The following is a 17,846-nucleotide window of genomic DNA, read 5'->3' on the forward strand; positions in this document are numbered from 1 at the left end:
ATGGAGGGCAGGACGTTCCGATCGGCAATCACGAGGCTGGGGTTGAGTGCCTTTCAGCCAGGTCTCTGGCGAGCTGACTGATGCGTTCGCGGGCTGTCTCTGGGGTGAGTATCTCGATGTGGTCGCCGAACTGGAGGAGCTGACGCACTGACTCGATGTCGGGGTAGCGGACGACGACGGTGCACCAGCCGTTCTCCGCGTCGGAGATATCGTGGATGCGGTTGCCGAGGATGCGCCATGCCAGGTCGAGGCCATTTTCTGGCAGACGGACGGTCACGCTCACGCGACCTTGCCCCTCGGTACCTTCCTTCAATGCGGTCCATCTGGTGCGGAGGGTTTCGCCTGGTCGGAGAGCAGCGGGCGCGTCGAGTTGTTCGTAGGACGAGAGTCGTTCCAGAGCGAACAGTCGACCGTCCCCCTGGTCATCGGCGATGAGATACCAGCGGCCTGATTTCGCCACGATCCCGTACGGGTCGACCACCCGCGTTGAGGCCTGATTCTCGGCGCTGCGCCGGTACTGGATTCGCAGCCGTCGTCGGCGTCGCAAGGCCGAGGCCAGATCCGATACGTCGACCGCTGCCTCTGAGGCAGCAAACCACGCGGTGCTGTCCACCAGCACCAGGTCCGCCAGTTGCAGCAGGCTCGGCGACCCAGGTGCTACAGCCTGCCGGGCGGCTATCTTGCGCGCGGCCGACTCCCACACCGCAGACAGGCCCATACGCTCAAGTTGCGCGCTGTCCAAACCGGCTACGGAGAGGGCCTCCAGCTCTGGTGGTTCCAGATGGGATGCGTTGAGCCTTGCACTGGGGAGCAAGACGATCCCGCCGTTCCGCCCGCGTTCGGCATAGACAGGCACACCTGCTGTCGAGAGCGCCTCGACATCCCGCAGCACAGTCCGCCGAGACACTTCCAGACGCTCGGCGAGATCGGTGGTGGTGATGCGCTGACGGGTCTGCAGGAGCAGCAAGAGGTGCAACAGCCTCGAAGCCTTCATGCTGACTAATGTTCGCAGAAAAGGTGACAGGTTCTGTCGCGATGAGGCGATCAACTGGAGCGGTACCGAGACTTCAACGATCTGAGGAGCGCTCTATGCCCGCACCCAACCTGTTCCTGATCGGCGTCCGCGACGCCGAGGCCGCTACCGCCTTCTACAGCGACCTGTTCGAGATCGAACCGACCTTCATCAGTCCCCACTACGTAGCTTTCGAGGTTGCCCCCGGTGTCCTGTTCGCGCTGTGGACGGGCTACAGCGAGCAAGCGGTCCCGAGCACCCCTCGCACAAGCGAAGTCGGGCTGATGGTCTCCGGAGCAGCGACTGCGATTGACGAGATCTTCACGAGTTGGGTCTCGAAGGGAGTCCATGTCGTGGAGGAGCCGCACGACGCTGTCTTCGGCCGCACGTTTGTGATCACCGACCCCGACGGCAACCTCATCCGAGTCTCCCCGGTGGACTGATCTGCACGCCCCCTACCCACACGTCTAGTTGTCGAAGGGCCGGCCACACACGATGGTCGGCCCTTCAGTCTGTCCAGGAGCTCAGAAATGTCACATCCGAACGCTGCCCTCACCCCGCGCCACCGTCTGAAAGTCGCGCGACTCGTCGTTGACGACGGCTGGCCCATCAGCGAAGTCGCGGCCCGATTCCAGGTGTCCTGGCCAACCGTAAAGCGCTGGGTCGACCGCTACCTTGCAGGTGAGTCCATGCAGGACCGATCCTCACGACCCCGGATATCGCCGAGCAAGACAACCATCACCGTGACGAAGAGGTGCGTCAACCTGCGACTGCGTCTGCGAGAAGGGCCGGTCCAGCTCGCCGCGAGACTCGACATCGCCCCGTCGACAGTGCACCGAATCCTGCGATCAGCCCGACTGAACCGACTTGCCTACGTCGATCGCGCGACTGGTGAACCCGTCCGGCGGTATGAGCACGACCACCCGGGATCGCTGGTGCACGTGGACGTGAAGAAGCTCGGGAACATTCCCGATGGCGGCGGATGGCGCTACGTCGGCCGCCGCCAAGGCGAGAAGCACCGCGTCGCGACTCCGGGCAAGTCACGCAACGCCTACGGCGGCCCGAAGCTCGGATACGCGTTTGTGCACACCGTCATCGACGACCACTCTCGCGTCGCCTACACCGAGGTCCACAATGACGAGACGGCCATGACCGCAGTCAGCGTGCTGCATCGCGCGGTGGAGTGGTTCGCCGAGCGCGGCGTCACCATCGAGAGGGTGCTCTCGGACAACGGAGGCGCCTACCGGTCCTACTTGTGGCGCGACACGTGCGACGCCCTCTCGATCACGCCGAAGTTCACGCGCCCTTACCGTCCGCAGACCAACGGCAAGGTCGAGCGCTTCCACCGCACCATGGCCGACGGCTGGGCCTACGCCCGCTGCTACACCAGCGAGCAACAACGCCGAGACGCTCTGCCACCGTGGCTGCACCAGTACAACCAGCACCGTCCGCACACCGCTTGCGGCAACCAGCCCCCGTTCTCACGATTGATCAACGTCCCCGACCAGTACATCTAGGGGCCTTGTTCTCCGGGGCCCTTCAGGGCCCGGGTCCTTCGGACCACTGTTCTTTCCGGGCGGGTTGCCGCCCCGGGCGCCCCACCCCCCCTCAGGCGCCTGTCCCCGTCACGAGGCCGTACGAGCGGATATCCGCTGGTGCGGCCTCGTGCACATGGGGGCGGGCTTCCGGTGGTGTCTGCCCCGGCCGGACGTGCCGCGCCGCGGTGCACGACGGCGACCGCCGCAAGCCCGAGTGCCAGCCCCGCGGCGGTCTGCGGGCCGAAGGGCTCGCCGAACATGGCGGCTCCCCACAGGGCTGTGACCGGCGCCATCAGGAACATCAGGGTGTTCACCTCGGTGACGCCCCGGCGCCGGAGGATCAGCCAGTACAGCCCGTACCCGCCGAAGGTGGACAGCACCACCAGCCAGCCGACCGCCGCCCAGAACGAGAGCGAGGCGGGCGGCCGGAGGGAGCCGGTGCCCGCGGCGAGGGCGGTGAACAGGACCGCGCTGGTGGTGCAGTGGATCGTCATCGACACCGACGGGGCGACCCGGGTGCGCGAGCGGCCCTCCAGGAACGTGGCCGCCACCAGCGAGGACATCCCGAGGAACGGGACGAGGTAGGCCCACCCGGCCACCCCCGAGCCGGCCGCCGCGTCGGCCGTGGTGACCAGGACGACGCCGCCCACGCCCAGGCACAGGCCGAGCCACTGCCGGCGGGAGACGTACTGGTGCAGCAGCGGTCCGGCGAGCGCCCCGGCCACCAGCGGCTGGGTGCCGTCGATCAGGGCCGTGGTGCCGCTGGAGACCCCGAGCTGGATCGCGGAGTAGACGGTGAGCAGATAGCCGCTCTGCGACAGGGCGCCGATGACGGCCTGCCGGGCCAGGTTCCGTGCGGTCAGGCCCCGCCACGCGGCGCGGGCGGAGAGGGCCGCCACGACGACGAGGACGGCGGCGAGCGGCAGGAACCGCCACATGAGGAGCGTGGTGGCGGGCGCGCTGTCCGCGCCGAGCTTGGCCCCGATGAACCCGGAGCTCCAGCAGAGCACAAAGGCGGCCGAGAGCAGGAGATGCATGTCGTCGCCCCTTCAGTAGACCGATCTGTATACCTCTCCTTTCACTATACAGATCGGTATACTTTTTGCATGGGTGCCTCGCAGAAACCGCCCCGGATCACGATGACGCCTGCCGCGCGGCGCGCCCTGGAGGCCGCCGGGCGGCTGTTCTACGAGCGCGGGATCCATGCCGTAGGCGTGGATCTGATCGCTGCTGAGGCCGGGGTGACGAAGAAGACCCTCTACGACCGGTTCGGCTCCAAGGAGCAGATCGTCGTGGAGTACCTCGCGGACCGCGATGAACGCTGGCGGGCCTTTCTCGTGCCGTATCTCGACGCCGCCCGGCCGTCGCCCGCGGCGGGGGTCCTGGCCGTCTTCGACGCCTCCCGCGCCTGGTCGGCGGAGCACAGCGGCAAGGGGTGCAGCATGGTCAACGCCCATGCCGAGATCAGCGATCCGTCCCACCCGGCGTACGCGATCATCACCGCGCAGAAGGAGTGGATGCTCGCGCTGTTCACCGATCTGGTCAGGGCCGCCGCCCCCGGCCGGGCCGACCGGCTGGGCCGGGCGCTGATGCTCCTTCATGAAGGGGCCCTCGTCGCCCACGGACTGGGCATCTTCCCCGACCCGATCGGTCAGGCCCGCGACGAGGCGCAGACGCTGCTCGCGGCCGCGGGGGTGCGGCCGTGACCGGCGGTGGGCCCGCCGGACCGGCCGGCGGGGTTCACCGGGCTGCCGGTGCCAGGTCCGCGCCCAGGTAGGTGCTGAGCGCCGCGGTCACCTGCGCCGTCGCGTCCTCGGGCGGTGCGGCGAGGGCGAGATAGCCGTCGGGGCGGATGAGGAGCACGGCGGGGCCGGGGCCGTAGGCCTCGCGGATATGGCCGTCGGTGTCTATCAGATCGGGGTCCTGGCCGCCGACGCGGACGAGGCGCAGCAGGCCCGCAGCGGCGGGCAGGGCGGTGTCGTCGACGCCGGCCCCGCCCAGGTCCAGCAGCGTGAAGTGCGGGCCCCGGAAGACGTCGAAGAGCCGGGTGGGTTTGCCGTCGGCCGTGGTGCAGGGGGCGTCGGGGGCCCGGTCGCCCGCAGCGGGGATGCCCTCGGCGAGGTCCGTGCGCAGCTCCCGCGTGAGCGGGCTGTCGGGGTAGCCGATGCCGAGCTGGTGCAGGTCGCGGCCGCGGCGCAGCTCGCGGGAGCGGTGCAGCCGGGTGCTGGTGTCGAGGATGCCCTCGGCGATCGGGCGGCGCTCGGTCTCGTAGGTGTCGAGGAGGCTGTCGGGGGCGCCGTGCCGCAGTACCTGGCCGAGCTTCCAGCCGAGGTTGTAGGCGTCCTGGACGCTGGTGTTCAGGCCCTGGCCGCCCGCGGGGGAGTGGATGTGCGCGGCGTCGCCGGCGAGGAAGACCCGGCCGGTGCGGTAGCTGTCGACCAGGCCCGCCCGGGGGCGGAAGAGGGAGGACCACAGCACCTCGCGGATCTGCTCGGCGTCGAGGTGGGTGTGGGCCGCGAGCTGGGCGCGGACCGTCTCGGGCGAGGTGTCCGGTGTGGTGCCGAAGGCCGCGATCATGGTCTGGAAGTAGTCCGTGCCGGCCAGCGGGAGAAGGCCCGCGAACCCGCCGGTCGGCAGCTCCCAGCGGTGCCAGTGGTCGCGGTCCAGGCCGTCCACCCGGACATCCGCGAGCAGCACGGGGACCGGCTCCAGCTCCGGACCGCTCATCTTGACGCCCAGCGCGCGCCGCACCGTACTGCGTCCGCCGTCGGTGGCGACCAGATAGGCCCCGTGCACGGTGCGCTCCGCCCCGTCGGCGTGGCGCAGACGGGCCGTCACGCCGGCGGGGTCCTGGTCGAACGCGGTGAGTTCGGTGCGGAAGAGCACGTCTCCGCCGAGCTCTCGCAGCCGCTCGTACAGCAGCTCCAGGTTGCGGAACTGCGGCAGCATCAGGCCATTGGAGTACGGCGTGGCGGGCGTCGGGTCGACCCGCTCGATCATCTCGGTGACGTCGACGATCGCGCCGTTCTCCCAGCGGGCGGTCTTGGGGTAGAGGCCGCCGGCCGCGAAGGCCGCGTCGAGCACCCCGAGGTCGTCGTAGACCTCCTGGGTGCGCGGCTGCACGCCGGTGCCGCGGGCGCCGGGCGAGAGCTGCTCCTGCCGCTCGACGAGCAGGGTGCGCACGCCGCGGCGGGTGAGGTCGATCGCCAGGGCGAGGCCGGTCGGGCCCGCCCCGGCGATCAGTACGTCGACCGCCGTGCCGTCGTCGGGCAGGGCGGCGCCAAAGGTTTCCTTAACGTTGTTAAGTGCCATGTTCCGAGGATGGCTTTAACGGTGTTAAGTTGTCAACATGGTTTCGCGCATCGACCGGAAACAGATCGTGGACACCGCACTGCGGCTGCTGAACGAGGTCGGCCTCGACGGGCTCACCCTGCGAGGCATCGCCAAGGAGCTGAACGTCCAGGCCCCCGCGCTGTACTGGCACTTCAAGAACAAGCAGGAACTGCTGGACGAGATGGCCACCGAGATGATCCGGCGGATGGCCGGGAGGCTGGAGGGCGGCGGGTCCGGCGCGGGCCGGCCCGCCGGCACCTGGCAGGAGATGCTCCTCGGCGCCTGCCGGTCGGTGCGCCGCGAACTGCTCGCCTACCGCGACGGCGGCAAGGTCTTCAGCGGCACGCGGATGACCGATGGCACCGCCGCCGGGCCGCTCGACTCCCTGATGACCCGCCTGACGGAGGCGGGCTTCACCTTGGAAGAGGCCGTGCGGGCCTGGTGGACCGCGTACAACTTCACTGTGGGCGCGGTGATCGAGGACCAGTCGGTCCACCCGGTGCCCGGACAGCGGGAGATCCGCGACCCGGCCTATGACGAGTCCGAGCGCGAGCGGCAGATCGGGCCGGAGTATCCGCTCGCGGCGCTGGCCGGCCGGACGATGTTCGGTGATCTGGAGCAGGGCTTCGAGGCCGGGCTGCGGACCATCGTCGCGGGCATTGAGGTCACCATGGGCCCGGACGCGCGAGGCTGATCGCGCCGCGGGGCGGGCGGCCGTCCCGCGGCGCCGCGGAGACCGGCCCCGCGGGCGGAATGCGCAGCCGCGGGGACCGGCCCCGCCCGACGTCAGCGCCGTGGGTCGATGGACCGCTTCAGCACGGGTGTGAGCGGGCGCTCTATGAAGCGGTGCAGCACCCACGCGAGCAGCAGCATCAGAGCGACGGTCAGTATCAGCGTCGCGTACGAGGGCAGCCCGATGCCGTGGTGCAGCGCCCGCACCACGACCCAGCCCAGATGCTCGTGCACGAGATAGAACGGGTAGGTCAGCGCGCCGGCCACGGTCAGCCAGCGCCAGTTCGCCCAGTGCAGCCTGCCCAGCGCGACCGCCGCGACCAGGGCGAAGCCGAGCGTGACGACGGCGATGATGACGGCCGTCGAGCGGTAGGAGAACGCGGTGGCCGACGGCGCGTGCCACAGTCCCGCGACCGCGTAATGCTGGCCGATCAGCCAGCTGACCAGCACTATCGCCCAGGCGATCGGATCGCGGGCGCCGTAACGGTGCAGCAGGTACAGGCCCACCCCGCCGATGAAGAACGGGGCGTACTCCGGCATCAGCACGGTGTCGAGGAAGGGCTGGTGGGCGGCCTGCGCCAGCGCGGCGGCCAGCGTCCAGCCCGCGCAGAACAGCACCACCCGGCGGCGGGTGGCGCCGGGCAGCACGACGCAGAGCGCGAAGAGGGCGTAGAAGCGCATCTCCGCCCAGAGGGTCCAGCACACCCCGAGCACCCGGTCCACGCCCAACGGCTGCTGGAGCATGGTCAGATTGGTCAGCACCTCGCTGGGCGCCAGCGCCTTGTAGGCGACCCAGGGGAGCGCGAAGACCGCGGTGACCAGCAGGATCGCGGCCCAGTAGGCCGGGTAGAGGCGGGAGACGCGGGAGGCGATGAAGGCGCGCAGCGTCCGTCCCCAGCCGCTGAGGCAGATCACAAAGCCGCTGATCACGAAGAAGATCTGCACGCCCAGGCAGCCGTAGGCGAACAGGGGCGCGGCGGTGGGGAACTGGTGGGCGGGCGAGCCGCCCCAGGCCTGGGCTATCTCGCCGTTGCGGCCCCCGTAGTGGTAGGCGGCGACCATCAGCGCGGCGAGCAGCCGAAGCCCGTCCAGGGCGCGCAGCCGCGACGGTCCTCCGCGGCTGCGCCCCCGTATCGCAGGCCGGGGACCGGCGGTGACGAGATCCGGCGCGACGGGCGGCGCGCCGGTCGTCAGCTGGGGCGCGCTCATCCGAACGCGGCCCGCTTCTTCAGCCGCCGCTGCACCGCACGCGCCCGGCGCGCGACCCTGCGGACGGTGGCATTGCGCGGAATGAACGACAGCTGGGACGGGAGCGCACCGGGCAGCGCCAGCGCGGTCAGCCGGCGGCGCTTGAAGTAGCGCCAGGTGACCTGGTCGAGACGGGTCGCGAGGTAGCGCTCGGCGGCCGGCCGCAGCTGCGGATAGATCTGGTGCTGCATCGCATAGCCGACCGCGGTGACCAGGCCCTCGATGCTCCCGGCGGTCGCGAAGGCGCGCGGGCGTTCGCTGCGGTCGCCCAGGTCGGGCACCAGCGCGTCCACGATCGTGACCGGGACGCGGTTGCTGTTCTGGTACGGCGTGAGCCGCTCCAGCAGCAGCCCGGTGCCGGTCCGCGCGGTGGGCAGGTCGTAGAACGTGGCCGCCGTCAGCAGTGCGGTGGAGAAGCAGCCGACGACCAGCGCCGGCCGCATCCGCTGGTAGAGCACCTCGGCCAGGACCGGGCTGTCCAGCACGGTCAGCGCGATGTCCAGCTTCTCGGCCTCCCGCTCCAGCAGCCGCGACCAGCGGGCCGGCGCGGACGGGTGCGGTTTGAAGACGATCTCGCGGTGGCCGCGCTCGGCGGCGCCGCGCACCATCCGCACATGGAGCTCCTCTTCCTCCTCGGGGGTGAGGATGCCCAGCGCGGAGAGGTACTGGCCGAGCAGCAGCGCGGCACCCTCGGGGACCGCCACCTCGCCACTGGCGTCACAGAGTTCGGCCAGCACCTTGGTGAAGGCGTCGGTCGGCACGGTCTGCGGCGCGACGCCGAACTCGGTGAGCAGCAGCGGCGTCAGGCCCGGCACCAGATCCAGATGCAGCAGCCGGCTGATGCGCGTGCCGATCAGCGGGTCGAGCTTGTTGCGGGTGGGTCCGTAGCTCATCAGCCCGTCGGCGTAGACATCGATCGGCGCGTCCGGGAACAGCTGGGCGATCGCCAGCGCCGGGTTGACCTGGATCGACTCCACGACCAGCTCGACGTGGTCGTCGCCGAGGCCCCACAGCAGCCGCAGATGCCGCTCCCACAGCGGGACGTCGTCCGAGCGCGGCGACCAGCCGCCGGGGTGGAACGGGCTGATCGTCTCGTTCCACGACAGCACCCGGTCGAAGCGGCCGCGCAGCCGCTCGAAGCCGGGCATGGTGTCCAGCGACGCGGTGGTCTCCGGGGTCGTCGCGTTGTTGCTGAGCAGCAGCAGCCGGCGGTCGGCCGGCGCGAAGCAGTCGGCGTCCAGCGCGGCGGCGAGCGTCGCCGCACCGTAGAGCGTGGACGCCATGAAGATCTGGGTACGCGGTCGGGTGGACATCAGGCGGCGACCTCCGCCGGGACGGGGCGACGGCGCAGGCGCCGCAGCCGGGACGCGCGCTGCACATCCATCGAATCCAGGGCTTCCTTCAGTACGTCCTGCGGCATGCGTTTCATGGCCGCGGCGCTCATCGCGCGCAATTTACGGGCGACCTGCGGTTCGAAACGTTCGACCGAACCGAGATGGTGGGAAATGATCGCGCAATAGGTGCGCACCGCCTTCGGCAGCAGAAGATCGGCATCGCGGTCCTGCGCCGTTTCCTCGATCACCTGATCGAAAGCGCGAATGAAGTCCAATTGCCGCACATCTCCGATCTGGGTCAGTGAGGATGCCACTCCGCGCCGGTAGAAAACGCCGAGCAGCCCGACCACCGCCATGGACTTCGCCTCGCGGTGCAGCCGCCAGATCCACGGGCGGTCCTCCGCGGTGCGCAGACCGTCCCGGAAATGCAGCACCCCCTCGTCCAGCAGCCGGCGGTGGTACATGCCGGCCCAGGCGAAGGCGTAGTCGACGGAGGTGGAGCGGTCGGCGGGCAGGATCGCCTCGCGCGGGTCCATCACCACCCCGCGCCGGCCGTGCGGGACACGGTGCACGGTGCGTGCGCGGGCGGTGCACTGGACATGGTCGGTACGGACGAAGTCACATCCCAACCCCTCCATGGCGCCGAGGAGTTCGGGGTAGTAACCGGGGGCGAGCCAGTCGTCGCCGTCCAGGAAGGTGACGTATTCGCCGCGGGCTGCGTCCAGGCCGGTGTTCCGGGCGGTGGCCAGGCCGCCGTTCTGTTCGTGCCGCAGCAGTCTGGCGCCCGGCAGCTCACGCTCGGCGCGCGCGAGGATCTCCGGGGTCTCGTCGCGCGAACAGTCGTCGACGAGCAGGAATTCAAAGTCCTCACGGGCATTGGCCGCCAGGCTCTTCAGGGTGTCGGGCGCGTATGTCTGCACGTTGTAGAACGGCACGATGACGGAGAGCTTAACCACCCGGGTGACGTTAGGCGGGCAGACGGCATTCGTCTTTACCGGGTGCGGACCTCAAGGTGAACGAAGAATGGCGGGATGGTTAACCAGGCCGACAATCGGGCTGGTTGGCCATTCGTCGACCCGCTGTTAACCCTTTGTTGCGACCCAGTTGGCCCGCCAAACGGAATGCCTTCCTAGCGTCATCGACGTGCCATCACGTACCTCTTCTTCGCCGCGGGTCGCTGTGCTCGCCGACTCGGATACCCGATGGAAATGGGGCGCTTTGACAGCGTACCGAATCCAATCGGACATCCGGCTCGACGGCTACCTTCTCCGCGGCCGCGCCACTCCCACGGTCCGCCAGCTCGACGAGGTCGGCGCCCGTGCGGACTCGCTGCGCGAAATCAGGGGCGTCGACTTCGTCCGGTCCCTCGACCGTACGGTCTGCGACGTCGTCGTGCTGGCCTGTGTCGGCGGAGCGGTGCAGGCGATGCTGCACGGCCTCGGCCGCGCCTGGCAGGGCGCCGAGCGCCGCCCCGTCGTCGTCACCGGCTACGTCGGCGTGGTCTACGAGAAGCTCGCCGACGGGCTGCTGCTGCGGCACGGCGCGGATGTCGTCCTCGCCAACTCCCGGCACGACGCGGACCGGTTCCGCGAGGTCTACCGCGGTGTCGGCGCCGACGACGGCAGCGTCGTCGAATGCGCCCTGCCGTTCCTCGGCGGCGCGCCCTACGACCGCGGCCGCTCCACCAGCGCCTACACCGTGGTGTTCGCCGCCCAGCCCTCCGTCCCGGAGAGCCGCGCGGACCGGGCCTACCTGCTGCGCCGGGCCGTGGAGCACGCCCGCAGGCACCCGGACCGCGAGGTGCTGATCAAGCTCCGCAGCAAGCCGGGCGAGCACACCACCCATATCGAGGAGCTGCCCTACCAGAAGCTCGCCGCGAAGGCGCCCGGCGGACTGCCCGCCAACTGCCGCCTGGTGTACGGGAACATGGGCGAGGTCCTGGACCGCACCGACCTGATGGTGACGGTCAGCTCGACCGCCGCCCTGGAGTCGCTGCACCGCGGCATCCCCACCGCCGTCCTCACCGACCTCGGCGTCCGCGAGGTCCTCGGCAACCACCACTTCCTCGGCTCCGGCTGCCTCGCCTCCTGGGACGAACTGGACGCCGGGCACCGCCCGGAGCCGGACGCCGACTGGCTCGCCCGGCAGGGCGTCGCCGCAGCCGGGGACTACGAGCAGGCCTTCGACGCGGCCCGCACCCGGGTCACCGCGCTGCGCACCGCCGACCGGCTGCCGCCGGTCACCCCGTACTACACAGCCCGTACCGCCCCCGGCTACCTCCCCGGCATCCTCGCCCGGCACGGCCTGGACCCGCACGGCGCGCCGGTCGCCGGCCATGCGGACGCCCCCGAGGAGACCGGCGGACTGCGCCGGGTCGCCCGCGAGACGGTCCGCGAGGCCGCCCGTGGCGCCTACCGCCACGGCGTCCAGCGCGTCGCCCCCGCCATCCGCCGCTGGGGGCAGCTGTGACCGCCCCGTCGCCCGCCAGCTCCCGGAAGGAGCCCGACATGCCGCCGAACCCGCAGAGCAGCCCGCCGACCGTGGTTGCCGTCATCCCCGCCCGCGGCGGATCCAAGGGCGTGCCCGCCAAGAACCTCGCCGCCGTCGGGGGAGTGCCCCTGGTGGCCCGCGCGGTCCGCGAATGCCGCGCCGCCCGCCTGGTCACCGATGTCGTGGTGTCCACCGACGACGCCGGGATAGCGGCCGCGGCCCGCGGCGCCGGAGCGGTCGTCGTACGGCGCCCCGGTGACATCGCGGGCGACACCGCCACCAGCGAGGCCGCCGTCCTGCACGCCATGGACGCCTACGAGGCCGAGCACGGCACCCGGGTCGACGCGGTGCTGCTGGTCCAGTGCACCAGCCCCTTCCTCGTCCGCGAGGACATCGACTCGGTCGCCGCCGCGGTCGTCGAGGGCGGCGCCGACAGCGCGCTGACCGTGGCACCGTTCCACGGCTTCGTCTGGCGCGACGCCGCCGACGACGCGGACGTGAGCCCGGCTCCCGCCGAGCGGCCCGCCGGCGCCACGGTCCCCGCGCAGCCCATGGCCACCGCCCCGGCCGCCGTCACCACCACCGGCGGCTACGGCGTCAACCACGACAAATCCTTCCGGCCGCGCCGCCAGGACCGCCCCCAGGACCTGCTGGAGACCGGCGCCGCCTACGCCATGGAAGCGGCCGGCTTCCGCGCCGGCGGCCACCGTTTCTTCGGCCGCACCGAACTCGTGCGCACCGACCCCGCCCGGGTGCTGGAGATCGACGATCCGCACGACCTGGCCCGCGCCCGCGCGCTCGCGCCGCTGCTGGACGCCCCGCGGCCCGGCGCACTGCCGACCCTCGACGACATCGACGCCGTCGTCCTCGACTTCGACGGCACCCAGACCGACGACCGGGTGCTGATCGACTCCGACGGACGGGAGATCGTCGCGGTGCACCGCGGCGACGGCCTCGGCATCGCCGCCCTGCGCAAGGCGGAGCTGAAGCTGCTGATCCTGTCCACCGAGACCAACCCGGTCGTCGCCGCACGGGCCCGCAAGCTGCGGGTGCCCGTCCTGCACGGCATCGACCGCAAGGACCTCGCCCTCAAGCAGTGGTGCGAGGAGGCCGGCATCGCGCCCGAGCGCGTGCTCTACGTCGGCAACGACGTCAACGACCTCCCGTGCTTCGACCTCGTCGGCTGGCCCGTGGCGGTCGCCGGGGCGCACGACGTGGTGCGCGGCGCGGCCCGCGCGGTCACCGCGACGCCCGGCGGCAGCGGCGCGATCCGCGAGATCGCCGGCTGGCTGCTGGGCCCGTCCCTGTAACCCACAAAGACCCCCTGAACACCCCCCAAAAAACCCTGATCACCCCGCACACCCCCTGATCGACACGAAGGAACCCTCCCCATGAGCAGCAACTCCCGCCTCCGCACCCTCGGCTCCCGCGAGGCCGGCCCCGGCCGCCCCGTCTACGTCACCGGCGAGATCGGCATCAACCACAACGGCGACCTGGAGAACGCCTTCGCGCTGATCGACGCCGCCGCCGACGCCGGCTGTGACGCCGTCAAGTTCCAGAAGCGGACCCCGGAGATCTGCACCCCGCGCGACCAGTGGGACATCGAGCGCGACACCCCCTGGGGCCGGATGACCTACATCGACTACCGCCACCGTGTGGAGTTCGACGAGGACGGCTACCGCGCCATCGACGAGTACTGCAAGAAGCGCGGCATCGCCTGGTTCGCCTCCCCGTGGGACGTCGAGTCCGTCGCCTTCCTGGAGAAGTTCGACGTGCCCTGCTACAAGGTCGCCTCCGCCTCGCTCACCGACGACGAGCTGCTGCGCGCCATGCGCGCCACCGGCCGCACCGTCATCCTCTCGACGGGCATGTCCACCCCCAAGCAGATCCGGCACGCCGTCGAGGTCCTGGGCAGCGAGAACATCCTGCTCTGCCACGCCACGAGCACCTACCCGGCCAAGGCCGAGGAGCTCAACCTGCGGATGATCAACACCCTCCAGGACGAGTACCCCAACGTCCCGATCGGCTACAGCGGCCACGAGACCGGTCTCCAGACCACCCTCGCCGCGGTCGCCCTCGGCGCCACCTTCGTCGAGCGCCACATCACCCTCGACCGCGCGATGTGGGGCTCCGACCAGGCCGCCTCCGTCGAGCCCGGCGGCCTGTCCCGCCTGGTCCGCGACATCCGCACCATCGAGGAGTCCCTCGGTGACGGCGTCAAGAAGGTCTACGAGAGCGAGCTCGGCCCGATGAAGAAGCTGCGCCGCGTCACCGGCGTGGTCGCCGAGGCCGAGGCCGGCGCCGAGCCGGCGGCGGTCTGACGGCCGGGCCGACGAACCGACGGGAGCGATGGTGAGCTCACCTGAAGGGGCCCCCGCCGGGTCCGTCACGCCCGGCACCGGGGTCCCGCCCCAGGAGACGACGGGTTCTCCCGCCCGTCGTCTCCTGGGGGTGCCGCGGCAGCGCCGCCGGCCGGCACGCACCGGTTCCGGACCGGAGGCCCCCGCCCGGGGCACCGGCACCCTCGCGTTCGTCGAGAGCCCGGTGCAGCTGCTGAACGTCCTGGAATGGGCGTACACGGCACAGGCCACCGCGCTCACCGTCGTCGTGCTCTCCCCGCACGACCCGATGACCCGCGGCCAGCTGCGCCGGATGGCCGAACTCGCCCGCGACGAAGGCCACACGGTGCGCTGGGAAGAGGCCCGCGGCGGCCCGACGGCGCCGATGCGCACCGTCGGCGGGCTCACCCCGCTGCTGCGCCGCGCCCGCCGCATCGTCATCGGCGACCCGTTCTCCCGCTACGTGCAGCTGCTGCTCACCCTCACCAGGGCGCGCGATCTGGTCGTGGTCGACGACGGCACCGCCACCATGGAGTTCATCTCCCAACTCGCCCACGGCGAACGGCTGGTGCGCTGGCACCGCAACGGCAGCGGGCGCGGCGCGCGGGACCTGGTCTTCGCGCCGTTCTCGGCCACCGCCCGGCGCCGGCTCACCCCGGAACCCGAGGGCGGCCGGCGCACCGTCGGCCTGTTCAGCTCGATGCCCGTCGAGGCACCACCGGGCGTCGAGGTCACCACCAACGACTTCGCCTGGACCCGCGGCCGCTTCGGCCCGCCCCGGCTCACCCGCGCCGCCGATATCGTCGGCACCTCGCTGGTGGAGACCGGAGTCGTGGACGCCGACCGCTATCTGGCGGCGGTCGGCATGCTGGCCCGTACGCATGGCGCCACCCGCTACTTCGCGCACCGCAAGGAGAGCGCCGACAAGCTGCGCCGACTCGTGGCGGAGACGGGGCTGGAGATCGTCCGGCCCGATCTGCCGCTGGAACTGATCGCCCGGCGCGGCCCCATCGGACGGCTGATCGTCAGCTTCCCCTCCACGGTCGTGCACACCCTGCCGCTCGCCCTGCGGGGCACCGAGGTCAAGGTCGCGGTCTGCGACATCGATCCGGAGTGGCTGACGGCCCACGCCTCGCCGCGCGCCCAGGGCTTCCTCGACGGGGTCACCGGCACCGCCCGCGACGTGCAGCGACTGCCGTTCACCCAGCGGGTGGCCGCCGGATGAGCATGTGCGGGAAGCCCTACTGCATACCCGTCGCATAAACCGTCCATGCGCCGAGCGGCCTAGATTTTCTTCCCCTAACGGGCTGAACTTTTGTTGATCGAGGGACAGTTGCCCCATTGAGGCCCGTAACCTTCCACGGGTGAACCACTCGATCTCCCGCGATGCCGGCACCGCCCGTACTCCCGCCGGGGACCAGCTCCCCGGCGCCCTCCCCGAGGCGCTGCGCGCCGAACTCGGCCTCTTCCGCCGCGACTTGCACATGCATCCCGAGCTCGGCAACCAGGAGTTCCGGACCACCGCGGCGCTCAAGGAACGGCTGGAGCGGGCCGGTCTGCGGCCCCGGGTACTGGCCGTCGGCACCGGCCTGATCTGTGACATCGGTACACCGGACGCCACGGCCGACGGAACGGCGCTCGCCGCGGCCCCCGCGCGCCCCCTGCTGGCCCTGCGCGCGGACATCGACGCCCTGCCCATCCCGGACACCAAGACCGTCGACTACGCCTCGACGATCCCCGGTCGTGCGCACGCCTGCGGCCACGACGTGCACACCTCCGTCGTCCTGGGCGCCGGTCTGGTCCTGGCCGAACTGGCCCGCGCCGGCGCCCTGCCGCGCCCCGTCCGGCTGATCTTCCAGCCCGCCGAGGAGGTGCTGCCGGGCGGCGCCTCCGACGCGATCGAGTCCGGCGCCCTGGAGGGCGTCGGCCGGATCCTCGCCGTCCACTGCGACCCGCGCGTCGACGCCGGCCGCATCGGGATCCGTACGGGAGCCATCACCTCCGCCTGTGACCGGCTGGAGGTCGGGCTGGACGGCCCCGGCGGCCACACCGCCCGCCCGCACCTGACCACCGACATGGTCACCGCCGCGTCCCGGGTCGCCCTGGACGTACCGGCCCTGCTCTCCCGCCGGGTCGACGCCCGCGCCGGCCTCGCCGTCACCTGGGGCCGTCTGGCCTCCGGCCACGCCTGCAATGTGATCCCGCAGCACGCCGAACTCTCCGGCACGGTCCGCTGTCTCGATCTCGACGCCTGGCGGAAGGCCCCGGACCTGGTGCATGCGGCGATCGACGAGGTGGCCGCGCTGCACGGCGCGAAGTCGCAGATCACCTACGTCCGCGGGGTGCCGCCGGTGGTCAACGAGCCGGTCACCGTCCAGCTGCTGCACTCCGCGATGGCCGCCCGCCGTGGCGAGGGCGCCATCGAGGACACCGAGCAGTCCCTCGGCGGCGAGGACTTCTCCTGGTACCTCGAACATGTCCCCGGCGCCATGGCCCGCCTCGGCGTCCACCCGCCCGCCGACCCGATGCGCCGGGATCTGCACCGCGGCGACTTCGATGTGGACGAGCTGGCGATCAAGGTCGGCGTCGAACTCTTCACCGCCGCGGCGCTGCTTGCTGCCGCCCCGTCGTAACCCCAGGTAGTGGTCGCCGTCAGCGTCCGTTCGCGACGATCCGATAACGGCTTCGGACGTCCCCTATTTCTGGCATCTACGCGCGTTACGATGCCGCGGAATCAGCGCCGACGGAGGCGCTACGAGTCGAAGGGGCCCCACGTGCGCCGGGTATCCAAGATCGTTGCCGCGGGCATCGCCACCGCGGCCCTCACTGTCTCGCTGAGCGCCTGCGGTGAATCGTCCACCGAGTCCGGTGGCAAGAACAAGGGCGTCGGACTCGCCTTTGACGTCGGCGGCCGGGACGACCACTCGTTCAACGAGGCGGCGGCCCGTGGCGTGGACAAGGCCGAGAAGGACCTCGGCGTGAAGTCCAAGATGATGACCGCCAAGAACGGTGAGACCGAGGCGGACCGCGAGCAGCGGCTGTCCTCGCTGGCCGAGGCGGGCTTCAACCCCGTCATCGGCGTCGGCTTCAACTACGGCAAGTCCGTCAACAAGGTCGCCAAGGACTACCCGGACACCACCTTCGGTGTGGTCGACTCCCCCTCCCAGGCCAAGAACGTCTACGGCATGGTCTTCGCCGAGCACGAGGGCTCCTACCTCGCCGGTGTCGCCGCCGCGCTGAAGAGCAAGACCCACAAGGTCGGCTTCATCGGCGGCGTGAACAACGCGCTGATCCAGAAGTTCCAGGCCGGCTTCGAGCAGGGCGTCCGGGACACCGACAAGAAGGCCAAGATCACCTCCGAGTACCTCTACGCCAACGACGACAAGGGCTTCAACGACCCGGCCGCCGCGAAGGGCAAGGCCAAGGGCATGCTCGACGCCGGCATCGACGTCATCTACACCGCGGCCGGCCAGTCCGGCAACGGCTCGATCGAGACGGTCGCCGGCAAGAAGGGCACCTGGGCGATCGGCGTCGACTCCGACCAGTACCTGCAGCCGGGTCTGACCCAGTACAAGAGCTCGATCCTCACCTCGGTGATGAAGAACGTCGATGTGGCGGTCTACGACCTCGTCAAGAGCGTCAAGGACAAGAAGCCGCTGACCGGCAACAAGAGCTACACCCTCAAGGACAACGGCGTGCGGCTGTCCACCTCGGGCGGCTTCATCGACGACATCCAGGGCAAGATCGACGCGGCGAAGAAGAAGATCGCGTCGGGCCAGGTGAAGGTCAGCGACACCCCCACCAAGCAGTAGGGCTCGTC

16 protein-coding genes are annotated in these 17,846 nt (G+C 70.8%); 10 read left to right on the forward strand and 6 right to left on the reverse strand.

Translation table 11 applies throughout. From position 1 onward, the window contains the following. Positions 1-28 precede the first annotated feature (28 nt). Positions 29-994 (reverse strand): helix-turn-helix transcriptional regulator, encoded by a 966-nt coding sequence (locus IF67_RS0101115; RefSeq protein WP_030981284.1) that lies wholly within the window; start codon positions 992-994, stop codon positions 29-31. Positions 995-1,089: 95 nt separating this feature from the next. Here IF67_RS0101115 and IF67_RS0101120 point away from each other — a divergent pair, with 95 nt between their 5' ends. Both IF67_RS0101120 and IF67_RS0101125 read left to right on the forward strand, forming a co-directional pair. Further along, entirely contained in the window at positions 1,090-1,455 is a 366-nt protein-coding gene (locus IF67_RS0101120) for a VOC family protein (RefSeq protein WP_030981285.1), read from the forward strand. Positions 1,456-1,542: 87 nt separating this feature from the next. Then, the gene (locus IF67_RS0101125; protein ID WP_030981286.1) at positions 1,543-2,529 is read left to right on the forward strand and encodes an IS481 family transposase; all 987 of its coding nucleotides are present in this window, start codon (positions 1,543-1,545) and stop codon (positions 2,527-2,529) included. Here the strand turns inward: IF67_RS0101125 and IF67_RS0101130 are convergent. After that, positions 2,526-3,587 (reverse strand): DMT family transporter, encoded by a 1,062-nt coding sequence (locus IF67_RS0101130; protein ID WP_078889211.1) that lies wholly within the window; start codon positions 3,585-3,587, stop codon positions 2,526-2,528. The two genes, IF67_RS0101125 and IF67_RS0101130, sit on opposite strands and share 4 nt — an antisense overlap. 69 nt (positions 3,588-3,656) lie before the next feature. Between IF67_RS0101130 and IF67_RS0101135 the strand changes: the two genes are divergently transcribed. Then, complete coding sequence (locus IF67_RS0101135) at positions 3,657-4,256, forward strand: TetR/AcrR family transcriptional regulator (protein WP_030981288.1); 600 nt, start codon at positions 3,657-3,659, stop codon at positions 4,254-4,256. A 34-nt stretch (positions 4,257-4,290) separates the two neighbouring features. Here IF67_RS0101135 and IF67_RS0101140 read toward each other — a convergent pair whose 3' ends face one another. After that, positions 4,291-5,862, reverse strand: coding sequence for an FAD-dependent monooxygenase (locus tag IF67_RS0101140; RefSeq protein WP_063754288.1), 1,572 nt, complete (start codon positions 5,860-5,862; stop codon positions 4,291-4,293). Between the two features lie 37 nt (positions 5,863-5,899). Here IF67_RS0101140 and IF67_RS0101145 point away from each other — a divergent pair, with 37 nt between their 5' ends. Next, positions 5,900-6,577: a TetR/AcrR family transcriptional regulator C-terminal domain-containing protein gene (locus tag IF67_RS0101145; protein ID WP_030981290.1), complete on the forward strand. Its 678-nt coding sequence runs from the start codon at positions 5,900-5,902 to the stop codon at positions 6,575-6,577. Between the two features lie 92 nt (positions 6,578-6,669). Here IF67_RS0101145 and IF67_RS0101150 read toward each other — a convergent pair whose 3' ends face one another. The 3 genes from IF67_RS0101150 to IF67_RS0101160 are packed head-to-tail and all read right to left on the reverse strand — an operon-like array spanning position 6,670 to position 10,153. Beyond that, positions 6,670-7,824 carry an acyltransferase family protein gene (locus tag IF67_RS0101150; RefSeq protein WP_030981291.1) on the reverse strand — a complete coding sequence of 385 codons (1,155 nt, stop codon included), beginning with the start codon at positions 7,822-7,824 and terminating at the stop codon, positions 6,670-6,672. After that, entirely contained in the window at positions 7,821-9,176 is a 1,356-nt protein-coding gene (locus IF67_RS0101155; RefSeq protein ID WP_030981292.1) for a polysialyltransferase family glycosyltransferase, read from the reverse strand. Before IF67_RS0101155 ends, IF67_RS0101150 begins: the two co-directional genes overlap by 4 nt. Continuing rightward, positions 9,176-10,153, reverse strand: coding sequence for a glycosyltransferase family 2 protein (locus tag IF67_RS0101160; protein ID WP_030981293.1), 978 nt, complete (start codon positions 10,151-10,153; stop codon positions 9,176-9,178). The genes IF67_RS0101155 and IF67_RS0101160 overlap by 1 nt, the downstream gene beginning before the upstream one ends. Before the next feature lie 223 nt (positions 10,154-10,376). Here IF67_RS0101160 and IF67_RS0101165 point away from each other — a divergent pair, with 223 nt between their 5' ends. The 6 genes from IF67_RS0101165 (at position 10,377) to IF67_RS0101190 (ending at position 17,838) form a co-directional block, all read left to right on the forward strand. Beyond that, on the forward strand, positions 10,377-11,666 hold the full coding sequence (locus IF67_RS0101165; RefSeq protein WP_030981294.1) for a DUF6716 putative glycosyltransferase: 1,290 nt from the start codon (positions 10,377-10,379) through the stop codon (positions 11,664-11,666). A gap of 38 nt (positions 11,667-11,704) precedes the next feature. Next, on the forward strand, positions 11,705-12,997 hold the full coding sequence (locus tag IF67_RS0101170; RefSeq protein ID WP_030981295.1) for an acylneuraminate cytidylyltransferase: 1,293 nt from the start codon (positions 11,705-11,707) through the stop codon (positions 12,995-12,997). 81 nt (positions 12,998-13,078) lie between these two features. Continuing rightward, positions 13,079-14,008 (forward strand): N-acetylneuraminate synthase family protein, encoded by a 930-nt coding sequence (locus IF67_RS0101175; protein ID WP_030087032.1) that lies wholly within the window; start codon positions 13,079-13,081, stop codon positions 14,006-14,008. A 28-nt stretch (positions 14,009-14,036) separates the two neighbouring features. Next, on the forward strand, positions 14,037-15,251 hold the full coding sequence (locus IF67_RS0101180; RefSeq protein ID WP_420708580.1) for a hypothetical protein: 1,215 nt from the start codon (positions 14,037-14,039) through the stop codon (positions 15,249-15,251). Between the two features lie 139 nt (positions 15,252-15,390). Beyond that, positions 15,391-16,659, forward strand: a complete 1,269-nt coding sequence (locus IF67_RS0101185) for an amidohydrolase (protein ID WP_051817461.1) — start codon at positions 15,391-15,393, stop codon at positions 16,657-16,659. Positions 16,660-16,800: 141 nt separating this feature from the next. After that, the gene (locus IF67_RS0101190) at positions 16,801-17,838 is read left to right on the forward strand and encodes a BMP family lipoprotein (protein ID WP_030981298.1); all 1,038 of its coding nucleotides are present in this window, start codon (positions 16,801-16,803) and stop codon (positions 17,836-17,838) included. Positions 17,839-17,846 lie beyond the last annotated feature (8 nt).

The sequence above is a fragment of the Streptomyces sp. NRRL S-1813 genome (genome assembly GCF_000719605.1).
Classification (GTDB): Bacteria; Actinomycetota; Actinomycetes; order Streptomycetales; family Streptomycetaceae; genus Streptomyces; species Streptomyces decoyicus.